General features: G+C 69.1%; 17 protein-coding genes and 1 pseudogene. 10 read left to right on the top strand and 8 right to left on the bottom strand.

Going from position 1 to position 17,219, the window contains the following annotated elements; all coding sequences use genetic code 11:
• The first annotated feature begins 7 nt into the window (after positions 1–7).
• The 4 genes from ACH54P_RS47015 (at position 8) to ACH54P_RS47000 (ending at position 5,169) form a co-directional block, all read left to right on the top strand.
• Positions 8–1,540, top strand: a complete 1,533-nt coding sequence (locus tag ACH54P_RS47015; RefSeq protein WP_489909795.1) for an AMP-binding protein — start codon at positions 8–10, stop codon at positions 1,538–1,540.
• Positions 1,541–2,768: 1,228 nt separating this feature from the next.
• Positions 2,769–3,551: a helix-turn-helix transcriptional regulator gene (locus ACH54P_RS47010; RefSeq protein ID WP_489909793.1), complete on the top strand. Its 783-nt coding sequence runs from the start codon at positions 2,769–2,771 to the stop codon at positions 3,549–3,551.
• 144 nt (positions 3,552–3,695) lie between these two features.
• Positions 3,696–4,109, top strand: coding sequence for a hypothetical protein (locus ACH54P_RS47005; protein WP_489909792.1), 414 nt, complete (start codon positions 3,696–3,698; stop codon positions 4,107–4,109).
• A gap of 184 nt (positions 4,110–4,293) precedes the next feature.
• Positions 4,294–5,169 carry a fumarylacetoacetate hydrolase family protein gene (locus tag ACH54P_RS47000; RefSeq protein WP_489909791.1) on the top strand — a complete coding sequence of 292 codons (876 nt, stop codon included), beginning with the start codon at positions 4,294–4,296 and terminating at the stop codon, positions 5,167–5,169.
• 67 nt (positions 5,170–5,236) lie between these two features.
• Here the strand turns inward: ACH54P_RS47000 and ACH54P_RS46995 are convergent, their stop codons facing one another.
• The gene (locus ACH54P_RS46995; RefSeq protein WP_489909790.1) at positions 5,237–6,169 is read right to left on the bottom strand and encodes an NADP-dependent oxidoreductase; all 933 of its coding nucleotides are present in this window, start codon (positions 6,167–6,169) and stop codon (positions 5,237–5,239) included.
• 98 nt (positions 6,170–6,267) lie between these two features.
• On the opposite strand from ACH54P_RS46995, the gene ACH54P_RS46990 reads away from it, so the two are divergent.
• Complete coding sequence (locus ACH54P_RS46990) at positions 6,268–6,819, top strand: TetR/AcrR family transcriptional regulator (protein ID WP_489917040.1); 552 nt, start codon at positions 6,268–6,270, stop codon at positions 6,817–6,819.
• Positions 6,820–7,162: 343 nt separating this feature from the next.
• Positions 7,163–8,617, top strand: coding sequence for a non-reducing end alpha-L-arabinofuranosidase family hydrolase (locus ACH54P_RS46985; RefSeq protein ID WP_489909789.1), 1,455 nt, complete (start codon positions 7,163–7,165; stop codon positions 8,615–8,617).
• Between the two features lie 498 nt (positions 8,618–9,115).
• On the opposite strand, the gene ACH54P_RS46980 is transcribed toward ACH54P_RS46985, so the two are convergent.
• Positions 9,116–9,613, bottom strand: coding sequence for a hypothetical protein (locus tag ACH54P_RS46980; RefSeq protein WP_489909788.1), 498 nt, complete (start codon positions 9,611–9,613; stop codon positions 9,116–9,118).
• Positions 9,614–9,644: 31 nt separating this feature from the next.
• Positions 9,645–10,442 carry a recombinase family protein gene (locus ACH54P_RS46975; protein ID WP_489909787.1) on the bottom strand — a complete coding sequence of 266 codons (798 nt, stop codon included), beginning with the start codon at positions 10,440–10,442 and terminating at the stop codon, positions 9,645–9,647.
• 89 nt (positions 10,443–10,531) lie between these two features.
• On the opposite strand from ACH54P_RS46975, the gene ACH54P_RS46970 reads away from it, so the two are divergent.
• From ACH54P_RS46970 to ACH54P_RS46955, 4 genes are all read left to right on the top strand, one after another.
• The gene (locus ACH54P_RS46970; protein ID WP_489909785.1) at positions 10,532–10,867 is read left to right on the top strand and encodes an ArsR/SmtB family transcription factor; all 336 of its coding nucleotides are present in this window, start codon (positions 10,532–10,534) and stop codon (positions 10,865–10,867) included.
• Positions 10,868–10,901: 34 nt separating this feature from the next.
• Complete coding sequence (locus tag ACH54P_RS46965) at positions 10,902–11,375, top strand: SRPBCC family protein (RefSeq protein WP_489909784.1); 474 nt, start codon at positions 10,902–10,904, stop codon at positions 11,373–11,375.
• Positions 11,376–11,578: 203 nt separating this feature from the next.
• Positions 11,579–12,094 carry a pyridoxamine 5'-phosphate oxidase family protein gene (locus ACH54P_RS46960; RefSeq protein ID WP_489909783.1) on the top strand — a complete coding sequence of 172 codons (516 nt, stop codon included), beginning with the start codon at positions 11,579–11,581 and terminating at the stop codon, positions 12,092–12,094.
• A 51-nt stretch (positions 12,095–12,145) separates the two neighbouring features.
• Positions 12,146–12,967: an alpha/beta fold hydrolase gene (locus tag ACH54P_RS46955; RefSeq protein ID WP_489909782.1), complete on the top strand. Its 822-nt coding sequence runs from the start codon at positions 12,146–12,148 to the stop codon at positions 12,965–12,967.
• 521 nt (positions 12,968–13,488) lie between these two features.
• On the opposite strand, the gene ACH54P_RS46950 is transcribed toward ACH54P_RS46955, so the two are convergent.
• The 5 genes and pseudogenes from ACH54P_RS46950 to ACH54P_RS46930 all read right to left on the bottom strand — a co-directional run bounded on the left by ACH54P_RS46950 (position 13,489) and on the right by ACH54P_RS46930 (position 17,092).
• Positions 13,489–13,617 (bottom strand): hypothetical protein, encoded by a 129-nt coding sequence (locus tag ACH54P_RS46950; RefSeq protein WP_489909781.1) that lies wholly within the window; start codon positions 13,615–13,617, stop codon positions 13,489–13,491.
• Between the two features lie 279 nt (positions 13,618–13,896).
• Positions 13,897–14,598 carry a carbohydrate ABC transporter permease gene (locus ACH54P_RS46945; protein WP_489909780.1) on the bottom strand — a complete coding sequence of 234 codons (702 nt, stop codon included), beginning with the start codon at positions 14,596–14,598 and terminating at the stop codon, positions 13,897–13,899.
• 159 nt (positions 14,599–14,757) lie between these two features.
• On the bottom strand, positions 14,758–15,909 hold the full coding sequence (locus tag ACH54P_RS46940; protein WP_489909778.1) for a sugar ABC transporter substrate-binding protein: 1,152 nt from the start codon (positions 15,907–15,909) through the stop codon (positions 14,758–14,760).
• A gap of 452 nt (positions 15,910–16,361) precedes the next feature.
• Positions 16,362–16,811 (bottom strand): annotated as a pseudogene (locus ACH54P_RS46935) (substrate-binding domain-containing protein); the annotation flags it as partial.
• Positions 16,808–17,092, bottom strand: coding sequence for a hypothetical protein (locus tag ACH54P_RS46930; RefSeq protein ID WP_489917038.1), 285 nt, complete (start codon positions 17,090–17,092; stop codon positions 16,808–16,810). The gene ACH54P_RS46930 and the pseudogene ACH54P_RS46935, both read right to left, overlap by 4 nt.
• Between the last annotated feature and the right edge of the window lie 127 nt (positions 17,093–17,219).

Here is a 17,219-nt window from a genome sequence, read left to right as displayed (position 1 = left end):
GAACCTCATGCAGCCTCGCATTCTCGACACCTGGCTGGCCGAGTACGGCACCGCCGAGGCGGATGTTGCGCACCTGCTGTGCGACCGCCACGACGCCGAAGCGGTGGCGTTCACCTTCGTCGCGCCGGATCACACCTCTCGCGACATGACGTACGGAGAGCTGGCCGAGCGCTCCCGGCGGCTGGCCACCGTCCTCGCCGGGCGGGGCGTCCGGCGGGGTGACCGGGTCCCGGTCCTGATGGGCAAGCGCCCCGAACTGGTGACGACCCTGCTGGCGATCTGGCGGCTCGGCGCCGTGCACGTCCCGCTGTTCACCGCGTTCGCCACCGGTGCCATCCGGATGCGCGTCGAGGCCTCGCGGGCGCGGCTGGTCGTCACCGAGCCGTCCCAGCGGGCGAAGCTCGATCCCCTCGAGGGCATCGACGTCCTCGAGACGGGCGAGGCGTTCGACCGGCTCGTCGCCGAAGCCGAGCCACTCGCGACCTCGGCCGCCGTCGGCGGCGACGGGACGATGCTGCAGCTGTTCACCAGCGGCACCACCGGCAAGCCCAAGGGGGTCCCGGTGCCGGTGCGCGCGCTGGCGTCGTTCCACTGCTACCTGCACTACGGGCTCGACGTCCGCGAGGACGACGTCTTCTGGAACGCCGCCGACCCCGGCTGGGCCTACGGCCTCTACTACGGCATCCTCGCCCCGCTGGTCGCCGGCCGCCGCAACCTCCTCCTCGAGACGGGCTTCACCCCCGAGTCCACCGTGGCCGTCATCGAACGGTTCGGTGTCACCAACTTCGCCGGCGCACCCACCATCTACCGGGCGCTGAGCAAGAGCGGCCTGGCGCGGAACCTGCGCCTGCGCCGCGCCTCCTCGGCCGGCGAACCGCTGACGCCCGAAGTCGTCGGCTGGGCGCGCGACGCGCTCGGCGTCGAGGTCCGCGACCACTACGGCCAGACCGAGCTCGGCATGGTCGTCAACAACCACTGGCACCCGGACGTGGCCCGGCCGGTCAAGCCCGGCTCGATGGGACAGCCCATGCCCGGGTACGCCGCCGGCACCGTCGACGGCCAGATCGCCATCGACGTCGAGAACAGCCCCCTGCTGTGGTTCACCGGCTACCACGAGGAGCCGGAGAAGACCTCGGAGCGGTTCACCGCCGACCGCCGCTGGTACCTCACCGCCGACACCGGCCGGACCGACGACGAGGGGTACTTCTACTTCACCGCCCGCAACGACGACGTGATCCTGGCCGCGGGCTACCGGATCGGGCCGTTCGACGTCGAAAGCGTGCTGATCACCCACCCCGCGGTCGCGGACGTCGCGGTCGTCGGCCGCCCGGACCCCGAAGGGATCCGCGGCGAGGTTGTCGAAGCGTTCGTGGTCCTCGGCGGCGAGGCCGCAGCGAACGACGAGCTGGCGCAGGAGCTCAAACAGCTGGTGCGGGACAAGTACTCCAAGCACGCCTACCCGCGCGCGGTCCACTTCGTCGACGCGCTGCCGAAGACCCCGAGCGGCAAGGTCCAGCGCTACCTCCTGCGGCAGCGGTGAACCTCGGATGAACCGATCGTGTTGAACCCGCCGGAACCGGGTCAACCCGGCGGGATGACCACCGAAGCAACGGCCACCGCCCGGGAACGGCTGCTGGAAGCCGCGGCCACGCTGCCCTACCGGGACTGCGTCGGCGTCGGCATCGAGGCGCTGTGCAAGGCGGCGGAGGTGTCGAAGCGCTCGATGTACCAGCTGTTCGCCGGCAAGGACGACCTGCTGGCGGCGAGCCTGAAAGAGGGCCGCGGCCGCCTTCGTGGCCGGGCTACTGCCCCCGCGGGACGACGGCCGGTCACCCCGCGCGCGCATCCTGCACGTCTTCGAGCAGGTGGAGCCCTCGTGGAAACCGATCGGTTTCCTATCGCGTCACCCCTGGGAGCAGGCGAGATGCCCGACCAGACGCCACGTCCCACGCTCCACGCCCCCGGGACCACCAGCCACACCATCGCCTCGCCGGAGGGAACGCTGCGCTACCTCGAGGCCGGCACCGGCGCTCCGCTGGTCCTGCTGCTCCTCACCGAACTCGACCTCGACCTCGACGACGTCACCCTGCTGGGCGAGTCCATGGGCGCGGTCCTCGCCCTGACCACCGCGGCCGACCTGCCGGACCGGATCCGGCGCGTCATCGCGGTGAACACCTACGGCTTCCGCGGCGGCATCGCCTGCTCCGGCCTCCTGGCCCGCGCGGTGGTCACCGGCGCCCTCGCACCCGGCGTGGGCCCGGTGGTCACCGGCGTGCAGCCCAAGGCAGCCCTCCGCAAAATCCCGTGGGGTCTACCGCGACCTCCCCGGCCTCATCGCCGCCCGCTCGCGCTACCCCGAAATCACGGCGCCCATCCACCTCGTCTACGGCGAGAAGGACTGGTTCCGGCCGTCCGACCGCCAGGCCAACCGGAACCTGCTGCCCGACGCCGGGTTCACGCAGGTGCGGGGAGCGGGCCACTCCATCACCCTGGAACGGCCCGACGTCCTGGCCACCCTGCTGACCGCGGCGGCGTGAGGGAATCGACGACCGGCGGGACTGGTCGAGCAGGCGTCCGGTCGGCGAGGTCGCGCGCCGGATCACCGACAGGTCGCTCGGCACGTTCTTCGCCGAGGAGGCGTTACAGCAGCTGTCCCGACCCCGGTTCTTCGGCGGCCTTGACGCGTATGGTGGTGGCGCACTCGCCCGGGTCGGTGGCGGCGTGCGAGACGCTCGCAGTACCAGGCACCCATGTACGGGGAGGCGTCGATGTCCGAACTCCTGGCAGCAGACGACCTTCGAGCGCTCATGGCCGTGGTTGAGGAAGGTCGACGAGACGAGCCGACTGGCGCCTTGCCCTGGGCGACGCTTGAAGAGCTACCGCAGTTGGTCCGTTGCGACGCGGTGATATTCACCAGAGCAGATCGCCCGCGACATCGGTGTCTCATCCAGCAGCAAGTTGAGCACGGAAACGAATATCTCCTCGAATTTGACAGGTACTACCCAGAGACCGCGCCGTACTGGAGCCTGTGTTCCGGCTTTCGGGCATGTCAGTATCTCGAACGCACATCTGATTTCGTCAGCGTCATTCGGTGGTCGGACTTCTACACTTCCGCCGAGCTCCGCAGGGCGCCACTCTTCGCGGAGTACTTCGCTCCCAACGGCGCACTGCATTGCATCAGCATGAATTTTCCGACGCCCTCCTGGCGGAAACGTTCGCTCGGGTTGTCCTTGTACCGGGCTAGCGGGCCGGATTTCACCGAACGGGACCGCCTGGTGCTTCAGCTGCTCAGGCCGCATCTGCACGAGCTTTACCTTGCGTCCCGACGGCGACCACCAGTGCGTACGTCCGGGCTGACGCGGCGCGAGCGCGAGGTACTGCACCTCGTCGGCGAAGGCTGCACAAATGCCGAAATCGCACGGCAGCTCGTCGTCTCGGTCTCCACGGTGCGCAAGCACATGGAGCACATCTTCGACCGCGTGGGGGTCCGCACCCGCACGGCCGCGGCGGCGATGCTCCGCACGGAAGAGGAGCCACTCGATCTCTATTGAGGAAGTGACAGGCAGCGCTCCGCAGGCCGGGGTGGCAAAATACGCCTAAAGGCGAATGGATCGACATCGCTCACGGGGGCATGATGTTGAAGCGCCGACGAGGCGCGGTAAACGGCTATCCGGACGGGAAACAAGGAGCTGACAATGTCATCGATTACCAGGCTTGACCTTCGCCTGATCACCGGAAACAGATCAGGCGCCTCTTCGGACGGCGATGTATTCCTAGGCATCGGCGGCCGCGAGTTCAACGTCGACTCCCGCGACACGAGCTACAACGACTTCCAACAAGGCGATGACCGGACGTACGTCTTCGGCGACGGGTCAACCGTGCTCCGTCCGGGCGAGAACGATCCTCGCAGCCCCTGGCAGATCGACTCGGCGGATATTGGTCGATGCCCAACGTACGTCCGCTTCGAACCCGGCCCCGGCGGGGACTGGAATCTTGAGCGCGTAGTGCTCACGGCCGCCTACGAAGGTGGAAGCGTGAACTTCGATCGGCTTCGAGGCGCTGCACATCTCTGGCTTGGCGAGTCGCGCGGCAAGGTTCTGTATCTATAGCACCGAACTACGAACCTTGCGTCGATCGAGAATACGGCCCGCTGCAGCCGCCGGGCTGCCCATCCGAGGCCCCGAGTGTGGGAACGTTGCGTCGCCAGGCGAGCCGGGCGACGCAACGTTCCGACACTCGTTGACCGCCGCGCTCGGGACTCCGTAGGTTCGGTACCGAACGAGGAGGTGCGGGATGAGTCACCTGGTGCGGTTCGCCGACACGACCGGCGACGTCCGGGTCGGTCTGCTCGCCGGTGAGCGGCTGCGGCCGCTCGCGGTGGCGTCGATGAGTGATCTGCTGCGCCGGCCCCTGGCGGAGATCCGCGAGCTGGCCGAGGCCGCCGGGGAGCCCGTCTCCGCGGCCGGGGCGCGCCTGCTGCCGCCGCTGGACGGGCGGATGGAGGTGTGGGCCGCCGGGGTCACCTACCTGCGGTCCGAGGAAGCCCGTCGCGAGGAGAGCGCCGACGAGGACGTCTACGCGCGGGTGTACCGCGCGGAACGGCCCGAGCTGTTCTTCAAGTCGGCCGCGTGGCGCGTGGTCACCGACGACGAGCCGATCGCCGTCCGCGCCGATTCCGCCAACAACGTGCCGGAGCCGGAACTCGGCCTGCTGCTGACCGGCGCCGGGGAGATCGCCGGGTACGTGGTGGTCGACGACGTCAGCTCGCGCAGCATCGAAGGCGAGAACCCGTTGTACCTCCCGCAGGCCAAGATCTACACCGGTTCGTGCGCGGTGTCGGCGCGGGTGCGGCCGGCGTGGGAGGTGCCGGACCCCCTGTCGCTCGACCTCCGCATGCGCATCCTGCGCGACGGCCACGAGGTGTTCGCCGGCGAAGCCAGTACCGCGCAGCTGAACCGCAAACCGGCCGGGCTGGTCGAGTACCTGTGGCGGGACAACGACTTCCCCGACGGCGCCGTGCTCTCCACCGGCACATCCGTGGTGCCGGGACTCGATCAGGGGCTGCGGCCGGGAGACGTGGTCGAGATCGAGATCGGCGAGGTCGGCTCGCTGCGCTCCCCCGTGGTGCTGGGCGCGGACGAGGTGCGCCGGGTGCTCGCGGGCCGCTGAGCCCTCCGATACGGCGCGGGTGACCAGGCCGCCGGGAGTCGCCGTCCGCGTCGCGGCCGAACCTGGTCTAGAGGTCGATGACGACCTTGCCCCGCACGTGCCGGCCCGCCTGGAGCTCGGCCGCGCGGCGGATCTGCTCGATCGGGAAGCTCGCCGCGATCGGCACCCGCAGCCGGCCCGCCGCGACCAGGCCGGCGATCTCCTCCAAGGCGCCGGACGGAGCGTTCGCCCCGTTGGCCGCCGCCACGCCGTCGACCTGAGCGGCGACGGTGCAGATGCGGCCGTCCGGGACGCCGAGTTCCCTCGCGGCGTGCACGGTCTCCACCCCGTGCAGGTCGATGGCCGCGGTGACGCCGCCGGGAGCGAGGTCCCGGACCCGCTCGGCCAGGCCGTCGCCGTAGACGACCGGCTCGGCTCCCAGCTCGCGCAGGTAGCCGGCCGACGTCGCCGACCCCGTCCCGATCACCCGCGCTCCGGCGATCCGGGCCAGCTGGACGGCGAACACCCCGACCCCGCCCGCCGCGCCGCCGATCAGCACCGTGTCGTCCGGGCCCGGGCCGGCCGCGGCGAGGGCGGCGGATGCCGTGCGTCCCGCGATCGTGAGGGTGGCGGCGGTGCGGTCGTCGACGCCGTCGGGCGTGGGGTGGGCCTCGTCCGCCGCGGTCTCCCCGGCCGCGTCGACCACCACGAAGCCGGCGACCGCGCGGGACAGGGCACCGCCGAACACCCGGTCGCCGGGGGCGAAGCCGGTCACCCCGGCCCCGACCTGGTCGACCACTCCCGCGTAGTCGGTCCCGAACCCCGCCGGCAGGCTCAAGCCGAACCGGGCGGCGGTGTCCGCGTCGGCGGTCATGATCCAGTCCATCGGGTTGAGACCGGCCGCGGTGACCCGCACCCGGACCTGTCCCGGGCCGGCCTGCGGCGCGGGCACCTCACGAACGTCCAGGACCTCGGGGCCGCCGAACGCCTCGAGCCGGACCGCCCTGCTCTGTTCCTGCATGAACGCCTGTCTCCTTCGACGCCGCAAAACGGACTATGCTCCGTTTATCGATCGAGCCTAACACAACCGGAGCGTGATCCGTTTTGACCGAGGTGCCGATGCGGGCGGACGCGACCCGCAACCGCGACCAGTTGCTCGCGGTGGCGACCCAGCTGTTCATGGCGGCGGACGGCGAGCCGTCGATGCGGGCGATCGCCCGGGAGGCCGGGGTCGGCATCGCCACCCTCTACCGGCACTTCCCGACCCGCGAGTCGCTGGTCGACGCGGTCTACCGCGACCAGGTCGGGCGGCTGACGACCGGCGCCCGCGAGCTGCTCGGCCGGCTGTCCCCGGCCGCGGCGATGCGGCGCTGGATGGACTTGTTCGGGGACTGGATCGCGACCAAGAACGGCATGCTCGACACGCTGCTGGCGATGATCGAGACGGGCGAGATCGCCCACGCGCAGACCCGGACCGAGCTGCTGGCGGCCATCACCGCGATCCTCGACGCCGGCCGCGCGGCGGGCGACCTCCGCTCCGACGTCACCGCCGAAGACATCGCCGCCGCCCTCATCGGCCTCTTCACCGTGGCGCCCCGGCCCGGGCACGACGCCAAGACGGGCCGCCTGCTGAACCTCCTGATGGACGGCCTCCGCCCGCAGCCCGGCTGAGCCGCCTCGAACCGCGGGACGGGTATGCGAGTAACGAACTCTGCCCAGAGAGGCACGCCGGCCGGTCAGGCGACCGAGGTGAGCCACGCCGGACTCCGCCCACGCGTCTGTGTAACTTTCACGACCCGGCTGTCCTCCGTGGGCCCGGAACGGTGGCCTCGAAGTGGCGAGATCGCTCCGATCCCCCGGCACCCGGACCGGAGCGATTGACAATTCTTCTCCGCGAAGTCCAGGCTGACTCAACTCATGTTAGCGATAACAAGCGGACGGGATGCCCGATCTGGCCGCGCCATCGCGGGAGCAACCCGGAAGCGGACCTGAACCTGGCTGGGAGAAGTTCGTCATGAGCAGAGGAAGCATCAGTCATCGGAGCCGATCGCTGATCGCCGCGGCCACCGCCGCGGTGACCGTCGCGGCCGCTGTGGTCTTGGCCGGGACGCTGGGGGCCGGGTCGGCTCTGGCCGACGTCACCGGCGCACTGCGCGGTGTCGCTTCGGGGCGGTGCCTGGATGTCCCGAACGCCAGCCAGACCGACGGGACCTCCCTGCAGATCTACGACTGCTGGAACGGGACCGGCCAGCAGTGGACATCGACCTCCGGCGGCCTGCTGACGGTCTTCGGCAGCAAGTGCCTGGACGTTCCGGGCAGCGCCACCACGGCCGGTACCAAGGTGCAGATCTGGACCTGTCACGGCGGGGCCAACCAGCAGTGGCGGGTGAACACCGACGGCACGGTGGTCGGCGTGCAGTCGGGGCTCTGCCTGGACGTCACCGGTGGTGGTACGGCCAACGGGACCGCGGTGGGGCTCTGGACGTGCAACGGCGGCAGCAACCAGAAGTGGACGGGTCTGTCGTCCACGCCGCCGACCACGACGACGACGACCGGGGGAAGCAGCTGCTCCCTTCCTTCGACGTACCGCTGGTCGTCGTCGGGTGTGCTGGCGACGCCGAAGAACGGGTGGGTCTCGCTCAAGGACTTCACCAACGTCGTCCACAACGGCAAGCACCTCGTCTACGCGTCGAACGTCTCGGGATCGTCGTACGGCTCGATGGCCTTCAGTCCCTTCACGAACTGGTCGGACATGGCCTCGGCCGGCCAGAACGGGATGAGCCAGGCCGCGGTCGCGCCCACGCTGTTCTACTTCGCGCCGAAGAACATCTGGGTGCTGGCGTACCAGTGGGGTGCTTGGCCCTTCATCTACCGCACGTCCAGCGACCCCACCAACCCCAACGGCTGGTCCTCGCCGCAGCCGCTGTTCACGGGCAGCATCTCGGGCTCCGGCACCGGCCCGATCGACCAGACCCTGATCGCCGACGGCTCGAACATGTACCTGTTCTTCGCCGGTGACAACGGCAAGATCTACCGGGCGAGCATGCCGATCGGGAACTTCCCGGGCAGTTTCGGCTCGAACTACACGACGATCATGAGCGACTCGCAGGCCAACCTGTTCGAGGCGGTCCAGGTCTACAAGGTCCAGGGCCAGAACCAGTACCTGATGATCGTCGAGGCGATGGGCGCGAACGGGCGCTACTTCCGCTCGTTCACGGCCGGCAGCCTGAGCGGTTCGTGGACTCCGCAGGCCGCCAGCGAAAGCAATCCCTTCGCGGGCAAGGCCAACAGCGGCGCCTCGTGGACCAACGACATCAGCCACGGTGACCTGGTCCGCAACAACCCGGACCAGACCATGACCATCGACCCCTGCAACCTCCAGCTCCTGTACCAGGGCAAGTCCCCCAACGCCAGCGGCCCCTACGACCAGCTGCCGTGGCGGCCGGGCGTCCTGACCCTGCAGCGCTGACCGACCTGTCCCGGAGAGGAACCCCAGCCGCCCGCCGGCTGGGGTTCCTCTCGCTCGCGTGGTGCCGGGCTCCTCCTTCGGGTGCGCGCTGTCGACCGGACCCGACGAGGAGACGTCGGCCTGGCCGGGCCGGGCGGTTCGGACGCCGTGCCGGGACCTGGTCGCTTCGACGTGCTCGTCGGGCAGCCGGTCCACATGCCTGCGGAGGTGCGCGGACGCGCGGTCGGCGTGCTGGGACACAGCGAAGACGCCGTCCACGCCAGGTGGCCGGCCGCCCACACCCCCACCGCGGCCGCGGCGCTCCTGGCCGGTTACGCACCCTCCGGAGGGACGGCCTTGCGGTGGCAGGGTGGCCGGCTCGCCCTGCGGCAACATCGTTCGCACCGACCGGCACGCCATTCAACTCCGCGAGCGCGCTACTGCCTTGGACACCCGGGCCGCCCGGGTTCCCGGTCCGCTGGGTGAGCGGCCACGCGGCAACGCCGACAAGCTTCGGGGCTACGCCGACGCCCATGACCGCACCCGCATCACCCTGACCGAGGACGCAGGATGAACCTCATGCCCGACGAGCGAGACCGGATCCGCGCCGCGATGGACCGCATCCTGTCCAGCACCGCTGAGCGCTCCAACGGCGCGCTCACGATCGTCGCCCTCGCCCAGGAAGCCGAGGTCCCCCGAAACGCACTCACACAACGCCACACGGACCTGAAAGCCGAGTTCTACACGCGGGTAGCCGAGCGCGGGGCGCCATCGGAAGTCGAGACCCGACTGCGGGCGACCATCGCCGCACTGAAGAAGACGATCGCGAACAAGAACGCCGAACTCACCCAACTTCGAGCCGACGTCCCCGCCCTTGTCCGGGCAGTAAATCAGCTCACCCTGGAGAACCAGCAACTGCGGGAAGCGCTGGCGAACCCCAGCGCCGAGGTCATCCCGATTGGGGGCGGCGGCCGCGCCACGCCGAGGATTGATCGCGCTGGCCGACTGCTGCGGCACACCTCCGACGACTCGGACTTGTGCCGCCCTCTCAGTCTCGGCCAACGGGTGGCTCGTCTGCGTCGAGGGCCGACCATGGCAGCCGCCGCAGGCTGGGCGGAAACACGACTTCAAGGGGTGCAGCCAAGAGGCTTGGGTCTGGCCCGTCGGACACACCGGGGTCCTGGCGGTGAATCACCCGGTGGATGGTGGAGCGGCCGACGCTGTACTCCTCGGCCAGGTCGGCCAGTGACACCTCGCCGGCGTCGTAACGGCGACGGATAGATCGCTGGGCGGACTCGGGAAGCTTGGGCTGCTTGCCTTCCAGCTTCCCGTTGCGTTTCGCGATGGCCATGCCCTCGCGGGTGCGCAGGTGGTTGAGGTTGGCCTCGAATTCGGCGACCATCGCGAGGGTTTGCAGGAATAGTCGGCCGAACGGGTTGTCGCAGTCGTGGACCGAGGCGCCGGGGCGAACAGCACGCCACGGCCGCGCAGGTCGGTCAGGATCTGTGTCGACTTCCGGAGTCGGCTGCACGGATGACCGAACTCGTCTGCGTGTGCCGGTCGCGGCCTCGCTGGTATCCGGATGGGTAGGACGTAGTGTGCGTAGCCGCCACCGTGCGATCGGAACGTAGTCGGCGTCCTGTGCGCCGACGATAAGAGCACCAGGGCGGTGGGTGGGGTGTAGACGGTCATGGATGCAGGTCGGTCCGAGCTTGGCCAGTCTCCGGGCTGCATGGGAACGACACGTGCTGGTGGACCATCGACCGCGAACCGTTGATCTTCCGGAATACCCGTGCGTCGCGTGACCGGCTCTCGTCGATGCTGCCGTCAGCTGCTCAACCCGCATGCGGTGGAGGCCATGCGTGTGCAGGGTCGGCCACCGGTCATGAGTTCGGCCAGTCTTGACACATTCCCATATGGGTATATGATTACGGTGTGGCACGAGCGGCAACGACAACGGACGCGTTCAACGCGGTGGCCGAACCGAGGCGTCGGCAGATCCTCGATGTCCTCGTCGATGGGGAACGGCCGGTCAACGACTTGGTGCGGGTATTGGGGCTGGCTCAGCCGCAGGTGTCCAAGCATTTGCGGGTTCTGCGGGAGGCGGGGGTGGTGCAGGTGCGTGATGACGGGCGGCAGCGGCTGTACCGGCTCAACGGGCATGCGCTGAAACCGATCCATGACTGGGTCACGCGGTACGAACGCAGCTGGTCGGAGCGGTTCGACCGGTTGGACGCCGTGTTGGAAGAACTCAAAGACGAGGAGATGTGAGATGGCGAGCATCACAAGCAGCAAGGGGACCGCGATGGTCAGCCTGCCGGCGGACGATCAGATCCTGATCACCCGGGAGTTCAACGCGCCCAGGCATCTGGTGTACCGGGCGTGGACCACGCCGGAGCTGGTCACCCAGTTCTGGAGCGGTCAGCGCGGCACCATGCGCAGCGTCGAGATCGACCTGCGGGTCGGCGGCAGGTGGCGGTATGTCATGACCACCGGCCACGGCGAGATCGCCTTCCACGGCGAGTTCCTGGAGATCGTGCCCCACGAACGGATCGTCAACACCGAAGTGTTCGAAACGCCGGACGCCCCCGTGTCCGACGCCGGCGCGCCGGTCACCACCACCACATTCACCGAACGCGACGGGCGCACCACGCTCACCCTGCTGATGCGGTGCGGCACCAAGCAACTGCGCGACACGATCATCCAGTCCGGTATGGAGATCGGCATGCAAGAGCAGATGAACCTGCTCGAGGAACTCGCCATCTCCCTGATGAGCTGAACCAGACACCGCGGCGCGCCCGGGGGGTGGGGGTCTCCCGGTTTCCATCGCGTCGACCTGGCAGCGGACCCGGGAGGCTGGTCGTCGGGGGTGGTGATGACGGTCATTCTCGGCGGCGGGGTGTTTCCAGGTGTCGCCGCAGGCGTGCGGGCAGGGAATCCGGCAAGACAAGACAGACGAATCGCGAACCAGGAAGCCATGACATGACGGCGATTGTTCCGATCGCGGCGGAGTCCATCGACGGCTACGACGCCCCGGACCGCCCGTGGTCGGAGGTGCAGGCTTGCCTGGACACCGACGACGGCAGGGTGCGCCGCGCCTGGCTGTCCACCACGTGCCCGGACGGCACACCCCACACCATGCCGCTGAGCGCCATCTGGTTCGACGGCGCCTTCTACTTCAACTCCGGCGCCCGTACCCGAAAAGGCCGAAACCTGGCCGCGAACCCGCGCAGCGTACTCACGTTCTCCGCCGGCGGATTCGACCTGGTCTTCCAGGGAATGACCAGCCGAATCACCGACGAGCCCACTGTGGACCGACTGCTGGAGGTCTACCGGGCCAACGGCTGGCCGGCGCGCGTGCAGGACGGCCAGTTCTACGCACCGTTCAGCGCGCCGAGCGCCGGGCCGCAGCCGTGGAACCTGTATCGGATGACCGTCAAAACCGTTTTCGGTCTGGGTGTCGAGGAACCGTACAGCGCCATGCGCTGGCGGTTCTGAACCAGGGCGAACAGGCCCGTTACGGTCCGCCATACAATTGAGGAGGATGGGATGCATCGGGTAACGTCGAAAGACGGCACGTCGATCGCGTATGACCGGTCAGGGGAAGGTCCGGCGGTGATCCTGGTGGGCGGCGGCATCGTCGACCGGTCGGAGAACGCCCCACTGGCTCCGGTGCTGGCCAAGCATTTCACCGTGTACAACTACGACCGTCGGGGCCGCGGCGACAGCGCAGACACCACGCCCTACGCCCTACAACGCGAGTTCGAGGATATCGCGGCCTTGATCGACGAAGCCGGCGGCACGGCGTACCTCTACGGCGTGTCCTCCGGCGCGGCGCTGGCCCTGGAGGCCGCCGCCGCGGGCCTGCCGATCGCCAAGGTCGCCGCCTACGAGGTGCCCTACGACGTGTCCGAGGGTGCCAAGCAGCGGCACCTCGAGTACACCGAGAAGGTGCAGTCGCTGCTGGCCGACGAGCGCCGGGACGACGCCGTGCGGTTGTTCATGCGGTTGGCCGGCGCTCCTGAGGAGGCCATCGCGCAGGCGCACAACTCGCCGATGTGGGCCGGTTCGATCGCCCTCGCGCACACCCTGGCCTACGACGCGGTGTGTCTCGGCGACGGCACCCCGCCGACCGAGCGGCTGGCCACCATCACGCAGCCGGTGCTGATGGCCACCGGCGGCACCACCGACGACACGATGGCCGGGCTGGGCAACGGATTCTTCGACACGGCCGCGGCCGCGGTCACGGCCGCCATCCCAGGGGCCGAGCGGGCGATCATTCCGAACCAGGGACACGTTGCCGACCCGGAGGCTGTTGTCCCGGTCATCACCCGCTTCTTCAACGGCAATGACAGCAACAAACTTGGTTGAGAAACCGACAATCTCACGTGAGAAGGGACAAAGCCCAGCCCTCCCGCGACGAACCACCCCCGTGCCGATTGTCGGAAACGCTCGTTTCCGCGAGCCAATGGGACTGCCTCGCCCAATGCGGGCGAGACGGGGTGGGGAGAGGGCAGTCCGGCAGAGCCAGCTCCGAGCCTTCGTTGCCAGTGACTGCACGATCGTGCGTTGAGACCCCGCGCAACGTTGCCTGATCGGAAAACAGGTGGCGGTGAAGCGTGCTTCGATCCTCCGTGTCAGGACGCGGCAGCGGGAGGGTGACGTCGAGTTCGCCCATAGAACACCCGGCCCTGGCATCGTGATGGCGATGCTGGGGCCGAGGCGTGTGGTTGGCGACGGTTCTCCCTGTTAACGGGCGCCCTGCTGCGGCACACCTCCGACGACTCGGACTTGTGCCGCCCTCTCAGTCTCGGCCAACGGGTGGTTCGTCTGCGTCGAGGGCCGACCATGGCAGCTGCCGCAGGCTGGGCGGAAAACACGACTTCAAGATCTCAACACGCTGACTCGACAGGGAAGAGCATCGCCGTCACCACCTGCTCCTCGGGGTGCAACAGCGGTACGCCGGTGACCAGGTGGAGCCCGGCAGAGCCGACCGGGTAGTCGCTGTCGACCACTTTCACCGCCTCCACTTGGTCGCATCTGGCGCGAGTATTTCGCATCCGATGCGACCTTGCCGTGTTTCGGCTGGTCAACCACCTGATCAAGTGACGCGCCTTTCCGGACGCTCGGAGGCCGCGCTACCGCTCGCTCTTGAGCGGCCTCCTGTGCCCCCGCTCGGCGCCTTTGCAGGGCGCCTTGAGCGGCGAGATCGCAGTGAGTGCGGATCGCATCAGATGCGATATCACCTGGTTGGTGTTGTCCTGGAAGAAGTACTGCATGCCGACCATGACCGGCCGCAGCTACTCGTCCTGGACGACCATGCTGGGCCACAGGTACTGGTTCCAGGCCGGCAGGAACGTCAGGATCATGACGTCGATCTGCACGAACACCCGGGTCGGGCGCAGGCACGGCCAGGTCACGTTGCGGAACTGCTGCCAGGTGCCCGCGCCGTCGATCCGCGCGGCCTCGTACAGCTCCTGCGGGATGGTCTGCAGCCCGGACAGCCAGATCAGCATGTGGAAGCCGACCGCCTGCCAGATCGACAGCACGATGATCGCGGTCAGCGCGGTGCTCGGGTCGTTCAGCCACGCGGTGCCCTGCCACGCGCCGAAGGTGATCGAGTCGATGAAGGAGTTGATCAGCCCGTCCGGCTGGTACATGAACTTCCACAGGATCGAGACCACGACGATCGAGGTCACGACCGGGATGAAGAAGACGGCCCGGAACGCCACCGCGCCGCGGATCTTCCGGTTCACCAGGATGGCCAGCAGCAGCCCGAACCCGGCCTGCGCCGGCACGACGACGGCGGCGAAGCAGAACGTGTTCACCAGGGAGCGGAGGAACGTCGGATCGGCGGTGAAGGCCCGGACGAAGTTGTCGAGGCCGGTGAAGGTGGTCGGTTCGGGCGAGACCAGCCGGGAGTTGGTGAACGACAGGACGAAGCCGAGGAGCACCGGGACGATCAGGAACGCCAGCAGCAACAGGACCGCCGGGGCGGCCATGGCCCAGCCGGCGCGGCGTGCGGAGCGTCGTTCGTGGTGGATTTCTTCCGGGCCAGGGGTTTCGGGACCGCGCTCGCGGCGCGGGTGTCCGGCGAAATGGTCGCCGTCATGGGAGTGCCTTCCCTCTCGGCCCGCCCGGCGGCGGGCGGGAGCGACGAGCTAGAAGCCGTAGCCGTTCTGGGACTTGATGTCGGTGTCGATCGCCTGCACGGCGGTGTCGAGCGCCGGCTTCACGTCGGCGCCGCTCATGATGTCCTTGGCCGCCTTCTCGAAGGTCGAGGAGATCACCGGGTAACCGGGGGTGGCCGGCCGGGCGAGGGCGAACTTCTGCGACAGCACGGCGAACGGGTGCAGCGGGGCGGCGTCGCCGAAGTACTTCGACGCCGCCGCGGCGGCCGTGGTGCTCGGGATGACCACCTGGCTGTCGGCGAAGGCGGTGAGGTACTTGTCCTGGAAGCTGAACTTCAGGTACGCGCGGGCGCCGTCGGCGTTCTTGCAGCCGGCGGAAATGCCCCACTGCCAGGATCCGCCGCCGATCTTCGGGCCCTTCCCGAAGTCCACCGGCGGCAGGATCAGCAGGTTGTCGCCGACGCTTTCGAGCGCGTCCTTGGCGTTCCACACGCCGGTGTAGCTCAGCGCGACCTTGTTGTCGACAAAGCGCTGATTGCCGACCGGGCCCGCGTTGTCCGCCCAGCCGTTCTTGAACGCCTCCTGGAACCAGGTGAAGAACTTCACCGCGTCCGGACCGTTCAGCGCGCCGTCGGCGGACTTCATGGTGGCACGGTCGATCAGGTCACCACCGGTGCTCTGCAGCATCGGCGAATACGCGTACGACCACCACTCCCCCTTGTCCGCGGCGCCCAGGTCCAGCGGCGTGGCGTAGCCGTTCGCCTTCAGCTTGCCGACGACGGCGTCGAACTCGTCGGGCGTCCACGGCTTGTCGACGATCGCGATCCTGATCCGGCTCTTGTCCAGCACCGACTTCCGCGCGAAAATCGACAACGCCGCGTCCCAATAGCCTGCCGAATAGACGGTGTCCTTGTAACGGCCGACGGTCGTGGGCCGCAGCGTCTTGATCAGGTCGTCCGGCAGTCCCAGGGGCTGGAGGTAGCCGGCCCAGGCCCAGTTCGGCATCACCGGGCCGTCCATGTCCAGCATCCGCGACGCGGCGGCCGCGGTGATCGCGTCGTTGTAGGAACCCTGCGGGAAGTTCTGCTGGACGATCTTGTACCGGGTCTGGGACGCGTTGAAGTCGGAGATGATCCGCTCGTAGACCGCCAGCTCGCCGGGTTGCCCGCCGAGTGGGTCCACATGGTGATCTCGCCGGGAGCGCCGGAGGGCTCCTGGTCCGCGCGGGCACAGCCGCCCAGCGCGAGCACCGCGGCCAGGCCTGCCGCTACTATGGCGGGGAGGGATTTGCGTTTCACCGTGCAATCTCTTTCTCTGTTGCGGAGTGCGACCGGCCGTCGCCTCCGTGCCGATGACAGCGCCAACTGCCATGTGGAATGCAGTGAGAAGTGCGGTCCGCCGTCAGCCGCCGAACGCGGCGGGCGGCGGGCCCACCGAAGCCCGGCGGATGACCGGGCACGGCATGAGGTAGGGGGCCGCCGGGTCGGCTTGCCGCAGCCCGAGCGCGACCTCCATCGCCCACCGGCCCATTTCGTAGTGCGGCAGCGCGATCGTCGTCGACGGCGGATCGAGCTCGGCCGCGACTGGTCGTCGTAACCGACCACGGACAGGTCACCGGGAACCGAAAGACCCCGGGGGTGCGCGGCCGCGTAGGCGCCCATCGCCATGCGGTCGTTGAAGCAGAACATCGCGGTGGGACGTTGTTCCGCCGGCAGATCCAGCAACCGCCCGGCGGCTTCCCGCCCACCACCGGCCACCGGCTCGGCGCGGGCGTGCAGAGCGGGATCCGGCTCGATCCCGGCCTCCGCCAGCAGCTGGCGGTAGCCCCCGTACCGCAGCGGCGACGCGACGAGCTCGAACCGCTCCTCCGCGTCCAGGAAGGCGATCCGGCGGTGCCCGGCAGCCACCAGTTCCCGCACCGCGGCCATCCCACCGGCTCGTTCGTCCGGGAGGACCGCGGCCCGGCCTCCCGCGGCCGGGGCGCAGTCGAGCAGGACGGCGTCCCCGGGCAGGCCGGCCGGCACCTCGACCACGCGATGCCACATGCTCGCGTAGATCATGGCGTCGGCCTGCTGGCCGCTCAGCGCGTTGAGCGCCTGCCGCTCGGCATCGGCGTCCCCCTCGGTGTCGACCAGGACGACGAGGTTCCCTGCTCACGGGCCACGTCGTTGGCCCCGGCCAGCATCCGCCCGGCGAACGGCGTGCTGGCGATCGTGTCCGGGATCAGGCCGACCATGCGGGTCCGCTGCGTCCGCAGGCTCCGCGCCACCGAGTTCAGCTCGTAGCCGACCTCCTCGGCCGCCTCGCGCACCCGCCGCTGCGTCTGCGGCGACACGCGCGCCGCGTCCCTCCCGCTGAGCACCATCGACACGGTCGCCGTGGACACCCCCGCACGGGCAGCCACGTCGGACATCCGGACCCGAGCCATCGTGGCCCCTCCTTCCCGCCTCCGCGCCGTTAATCGATTAACGGGAGTTACGGGAGCATGCAAC

It is taken from the genome of Amycolatopsis sp. N2S4-7 (genome assembly GCF_058119595.1).
The sequence above is the reverse complement of the archived record's forward strand: the minus strand, read 5'-3'. Positions and strand labels throughout refer to the sequence as shown.